The organism is uncultured Campylobacter sp. (genome assembly GCF_938045625.1).
GTDB lineage: Bacteria > Campylobacterota > Campylobacteria > Campylobacterales > Campylobacteraceae > Campylobacter_A.
This window is the reverse complement of the sequence record NZ_CALIAV010000094.1, coordinates 1-5033: the sequence shown is the minus strand read 5'-3', so window position 1 is coordinate 5033 and position 5033 is coordinate 1. Positions and strand designations below refer to the sequence as shown.

Annotated in this window: 6 protein-coding genes; 2 read left to right on the top strand and 4 right to left on the bottom strand. The window is 50.4% G+C overall.

Features of this window, described 5'->3' with window-relative positions:
* Positions 1 to 173 precede the first annotated feature (173 nt).
* Together Q0386_RS08640 and Q0386_RS08635 are read left to right on the top strand one after the other, a co-directional pair.
* Positions 174 to 1682 (top strand): phosphatase PAP2/dual specificity phosphatase family protein, encoded by a 1509-nt coding sequence (locus Q0386_RS08640; protein WP_299029838.1) that lies wholly within the window; start codon positions 174 to 176, stop codon positions 1680 to 1682.
* Positions 1683 to 1882: 200 nt separating this feature from the next.
* The gene (locus Q0386_RS08635) at positions 1883 to 2335 is read left to right on the top strand and encodes a hypothetical protein (RefSeq protein ID WP_299029835.1); all 453 of its coding nucleotides are present in this window, start codon (positions 1883 to 1885) and stop codon (positions 2333 to 2335) included.
* A gap of 374 nt (positions 2336 to 2709) precedes the next feature.
* On the opposite strand, the gene Q0386_RS08630 is transcribed toward Q0386_RS08635, so the two are convergent.
* From Q0386_RS08630 to Q0386_RS08615, 4 genes are all read right to left on the bottom strand, one after another.
* Positions 2710 to 3540 carry a hypothetical protein gene (locus Q0386_RS08630; protein WP_299029832.1) on the bottom strand — a complete coding sequence of 277 codons (831 nt, stop codon included), beginning with the start codon at positions 3538 to 3540 and terminating at the stop codon, positions 2710 to 2712.
* 56 nt (positions 3541 to 3596) lie between these two features.
* Complete coding sequence (locus Q0386_RS08625) at positions 3597 to 4382, bottom strand: UDP-N-acetylmuramate dehydrogenase (RefSeq protein ID WP_299029827.1); 786 nt, start codon at positions 4380 to 4382, stop codon at positions 3597 to 3599.
* Positions 4379 to 4645 carry a flagellar biosynthesis protein FliQ gene (gene fliQ, locus Q0386_RS08620; protein ID WP_002953589.1) on the bottom strand — a complete coding sequence of 89 codons (267 nt, stop codon included), beginning with the start codon at positions 4643 to 4645 and terminating at the stop codon, positions 4379 to 4381. The genes Q0386_RS08625 and fliQ overlap by 4 nt, the downstream gene beginning before the upstream one ends.
* A partial coding sequence (locus Q0386_RS08615) for an MqnA/MqnD/SBP family protein (protein WP_367272402.1) occupies positions 4645 to 5033 on the bottom strand: 389 nt, incomplete at its 5' end. The genes Q0386_RS08615 and fliQ, both read right to left, overlap by 1 nt.

Genomic DNA, 5033 nt, shown 5'->3' with positions numbered 1-5033 from the left:
TCAAAGAACTTAATTTGCAATGCCAAATTTAGCATTTTCAAGGTGCGAGTCTCGGCGAGTAAAATTTGCAGTTAAATTTTACGTTTTTACGTCAAGCGGGCGATCTTGGAACTGATTAAGCCGTAAAAGTGCAAATCCGCTAAAATTTGATAGAATTAGCAAAAAAGGCAAAAATGAAAACGAAATTGTTTTTATCGCAGCTGGCCGCGCTCGTCGTCGTCGCGGCGATATTTTACGCTAGCTACGGCGCTACAAACGCCCTCGCGAGCGCTCGCGCAAACGTACCCGAGATCTATTTTGCATGGGAGCGCGCGGTGCCGTTTTGGGCGTGGAGCATCGTGCCGTATTGGTCGCTAAATTTGCTCTACGCGCTTGGATTTTTCCTCTGCCGTGGCGCCGGGGAGCTCGCGCGCTACGTCACGCAGCTGCTCGCCGCGCAGATTATAGCGACGCTGTTTTTTATCGCATTTCCTCTGCAAATTTCGTGGGGAAAGCCCGCAGTTTCGGGCCTTAGCGGCTTTTTGTTCTCTAGCCTCGCCACCTTTGACCTCCCGTTTAACCAAGCCCCGTCGCTACATATCATACTTTGCGTCGTGGTGGGCGCATTTTACCTTCGCAAGGCACGCGCGGTTTGGCTTAAAGCGGTGCTCGTAGCGTGGTTTGCGGTCATCGGCTTTAGCGTGCTGACCACGTATCAGCACCATTTTATCGACATTCCGACGGGGCTGGCCGCGGGCTGCTTCGTCCTACTCGTTCGCCCGACGGATGGCGAGCCGCTTAGATTTGCCATGGTTGCGGAGACTGCGCGCTACAAATGGGCGGCGCTATATTTGGGGCTTGCGTTTTTGACGCTTTTTGTGGCGATTGCGGGAGCTAAAATTTGGAGCTCGTGGGCGTTGTGGCTATCGTGGGCGAGCCTTAGTTTCGCGCTGGTTGCTTGCGGTTACGCGTTTTTGGGCGCGGGAGTTTTTGCTAAAAACGGGCAAGGCCGTCACGCTTTCGCGGCTAAGGCTTTGCTCTTTCCCTATCTTTGCGTCGCGCGGCTAAATGCGCTCTTTTGGCTGCGCGGACGCCGGCTTGCGGATGAAATTTTGCCCGGGCTGTATCTAGGCTCGGTTAAGGAGGCGGGCAAATTTGACGCGGTGCTAGACTGCGCGGCTGAGTTTGAGCGGCCAGGCGGCGCGCAAATTTACGCGAGCCTACCTATGCTAGATATGATAACGCCGAGCGTAGACGAGTTGAGGCGCGGCGCGGACGAGCTTGAGCGACTCGTGGAAATGGCTTTTAGTAGCGGCGAAAATTTGTCGCAAACGGCGGCGAAGCTAGGATCAAATTTTAACGCCGAGGCAAGCGGCTACGCGAACGAGCGAAATTTTAAATTTCACAGGCAAGCGGATGCGCGGGCAAATTTGCAAACGCGCGGTGCGGCAAACGAAGGAGAGGAGCAAACTCTCGCAGGCTCAAACGAACGAGCCGCTGAGAACGGCAAAAAGGTGCTAGTGTGCTGCGCGCTTGGCTACGGCAGGAGCGCGTCGGTGCTGCTTGCTTGGCTGGTGATTTACGAGGGACTGGGTTTTGACGAGGCGCTAAATTTGCTAAAATCTCGCCGCGAAAAGATCGCAGTCTCTAGCCTGCTACGCGATCGGATAGAGCAGATAGCCGTCCGCACCCGCGAAATTTGAAAGTGGAGTAAAGACCAGCCAAATTCGCAAAAGCAAGTGCGGCAAATTTACGCGCGAAATAGGTACAGAAATTTAAGCAAGTTTGTTTGAGGGATTAAATTTAAAAAATCTGCAGGCTAGAAACAAGCGGCATTGTAAAATTCTCGGCGAAAACGAACGGGAATTTAACCAAAGGCGAATGCCCAGAATGAGGAGGGAAAATGACGAATGCGGAGCAAAACGAAAAAGCGGCGCAAGGCGGGGAACGCGAATGCCGCCAAAGGACGGACGATAGGGCTTTGGCGCTGGTTATGGCCAGATTTTTAGCGACGCATAGGCTGTTTTTCTTGTTAAATTTACTTCAGCTAGCCGTCTGCCTTCAAATTTTTACACATTTTGCCGTTATCGCGGGCTTTTTAGCGGCTTTTGCGGGGTTATTTTATCTGCACATTAGGCTGTATTTTGATACGCTGATTTTTAGAGATTTTGCGGAGGGGAGGCTAGAATGCGGCAAATTTGACGCGGCGCTTTTAGAACTAAATTTAACTAGCAAACCGCCTAAAATCCGCGATATGAAAAGTCGCTGCGCGGGAGCTTTGCAGCTATATAAACTAACGGCCATGCTTACTATCGTCGCCGTCGCCGTCGCTTTGGCGGGTTGTTACTTAGGCTAGAGTTTGGCGCCAAATTTGATGGTCAAATTTGGCTCGGGAGTGTGCTTAAATATACAAAGCATTAGTTAAATTTGACCCGTAGATTTATGGAGCCTGAAAGATAAATTTAGGCGCAAACGGTTAGATTTGCGCCCGTAGGTTTATTTGATACTTTCTAGCGTGCTGCAGTTCTGAGCCGAGCCCAGATCGCAGCCTTTTTTGAAGTAAATTTTAGCTTTTTCAAGATCTTTTGTGGCTCCGCTTTCAGTCGGCGGCATGTAGTATGTGTAGCCCGCAAACAGACATGACTCGACTAGGCCGTGCTCGCAGCCTTTGTCAAAATACTCCGCGGCTTTAGCAAACTGCTTTTCTTGATAGTACGCAGAGCTCGCGTATTAGCACCAGAGAGCGATATTTGCTTCGCAAGCTTTTGCGGCGTTATCTTTATCTTTTACGTATTTTCCTGAGGCTTCGTGCTCTTTTTTCGTAAAGGCTAGGAGATAGTACTCGTACGCTTTTGCTTCGTCTTTTTTGCCGTAGGCGTCGTCTTGGTAGATTTCGCCTAGTTTGGCGCATCCATCAAATCTCTCGCCTTGGCAAATTTCGCTTAGGATTTCGACGGCTTTGTCTATATTTTTCTCTACGCCTTTGCCGTCTCTATAACCCATCGCTACAAATTTACAACCGTCGTCGTAGCCGCCGCTGCAAAGTTTTGAAAATATCCCAAAGCCCTTTTTAGGATCGTGCTCGGCGCCGTTTTTGCCCTCGGTGTACGAGTAGCCCGTCCATAGGCATCCTAAATTTGAGCCCAGATCGCAAGCTTTTTGGTAGTATTTGGCGTCTTGTTTTTCATAAGCGTAGTCTATGTAGGCCGCTGCATCGTTGTTTTCGCAGCCTTTTTCGGCGCTCACGGCGGTTTTGTCTTTTACTTTGTCGCAGCAGTCGCTTCTCTTGCCAAACGATATCTCGCAGCATTTCTCATAGGCCTGTTTTGCGCGTCCGGAGTCTTTTTTGACGTCAGAACCCTTGCCAAACTCATAAAGCTGCCCAAGCTCTTTGCAAGAGGAATCGACCTTTTCCGTATAGCAACCTAGCTTAAAGTAGTTCTCCGCGTCCTTCCACTGGCCTTTGGATTTTGCCGCTAGTCCGTTGTTGTGATTTGGCCCGGCCTGTGCTACCGACAGGTAAGAAAATGCTAAAAACATGGCTAAAGCTAGCTTTTTCATAAGACCCTCCTTGCGAGTAATCTTAAGCATTATAGCCTGTTTGCTATGTTTTTAACCTAAATCACGACTACTTCGGTTTTTAGCTCGACGCCAAACTGCTCCAAAACGCGCTCGCGGGCTAAATTTATGAGCCCGGTTACGTCCGCAAAGGTCGCGGCGTTAAAATTTACGATGAAATTTGCGTGCTGTTCGCTAAATTTAGCCCCGCCAATCGCGTAACTCTTTAGCCCCACGGCCTCGATAAGCCTGCCTGCGTAGTCGCCGGGCGGATTAACAAAACAGCTGCCAAAGCTAGCGCCCTTTGGCTGATTTGCGCGCTTAGCGGCAAAATCCGCCGCAAGAGCCGCGTCAAATTTGCGCGAAATTTTAAACTCGGCGCCCAAAATCGGCTCATCTATCCCGCTTTTTCGGTAGCTAAAGCTTATCCTTTCACGCTCTACCCAGCCGCGTCCTAGCCGCACGGCTAGCAGGCTATCGCTAACGCTAACGCCGCAAAGCCCCGCGTTCATTTTTATTAGTCCGCCAAGCGTACCAGGGATATTTTGCAAAAACTCAAATCCGCCGATGTTGTGTTTTTTGGCGAAGTTGTAAATTTTGCCCGACTTGGTCGCAGCGCCGATACTAAGCACGTCGCCGCTTAAATTTATATAATCAAACGCGCCGCCTAGCATCATCATCGCGGGCGGGTTTGGCGAGACTAGCAGGTTGTTCGCGCCGCCTATCATCACGCGCCCGGCAAACTCGGGTTTTAGCGCGTCCTCTACGCTATCTAGCACCGCCACCTCGTGCACGCCGCCCACTCGCACTGAGCTAAATTTAGAAAAATCTACAAGCTGCGTCATTGCACGAAATTCGGGATAAACTCTATCATGCGCGTCGTGAAATCGACCATCATCGAGACCATCCACGGCATCAAAAATATAATCACGACGACGACTAAAATGATCTTTGGCACGAAGCTTAGCGTCATCTCGTTTATCTGCGTCGTAGCCTGAAATATACTGATGATAAGACCCGCCGACAGACCCGCGAGCAGCATAGGAAAGCTCAGATATAGCGCGATCTTAAAGGTTTCGATACCGAGTTCTATGAGTGTTGATTGCATTAGCTAAACCTTATATCGTTGTACTCGGTGGGCACGAGGTAGTTTTCGGCCTTGATCGGTAGCGGATAAAATCCGCGTTCATAGCCAAGCGCAAAGAGCCTATTTACCGCCTTTAGCTGCGTTTCGTTCATCGAGACGGAGCTATCATTTGCGTAGAGATTTAGATAGGTTTTTAGCTTTTCTTTATCGACGCGGATCAAATTTCGCTCCATCAGCATATGCGATAAAAAAGGCTTATGCGCGGTGGCGATGCGCACGCCCTCGGTTAGCACGCGCTCGCACTCGATGGCGTCGGTTATCGGCAGGCTGCGGCGAAGCGCCATGCCTCCCAGTGGCAGCGGCAGATTTTCGCCCGCTAGCTCGCTCCAGATATCCCAGATCTCGCGCT

Excerpts from the sequence above, each read along its gene's own strand:
- Q0386_RS08640 (WP_299029838.1), top strand. The coding sequence starts at position 174 with ATGAAAACGAAATTGTTTTTATCGCAGCTGGCCGCGCTCGTCGTCGTC.
- Q0386_RS08635 (WP_299029835.1), top strand. The coding sequence starts at position 1,883 with ATGACGAATGCGGAGCAAAACGAAAAAGCGGCGCAAGGCGGGGAACGC.
- Q0386_RS08630 (WP_299029832.1), bottom strand. The coding sequence starts at position 3,540 with ATGAAAAAGCTAGCTTTAGCCATGTTTTTAGCATTTTCTTACCTGTCG.
- Q0386_RS08625 (WP_299029827.1), bottom strand. The coding sequence starts at position 4,382 with ATGACGCAGCTTGTAGATTTTTCTAAATTTAGCTCAGTGCGAGTGGGC.
- fliQ (WP_002953589.1), bottom strand. The coding sequence starts at position 4,645 with ATGCAATCAACACTCATAGAACTCGGTATCGAAACCTTTAAGATCGCG.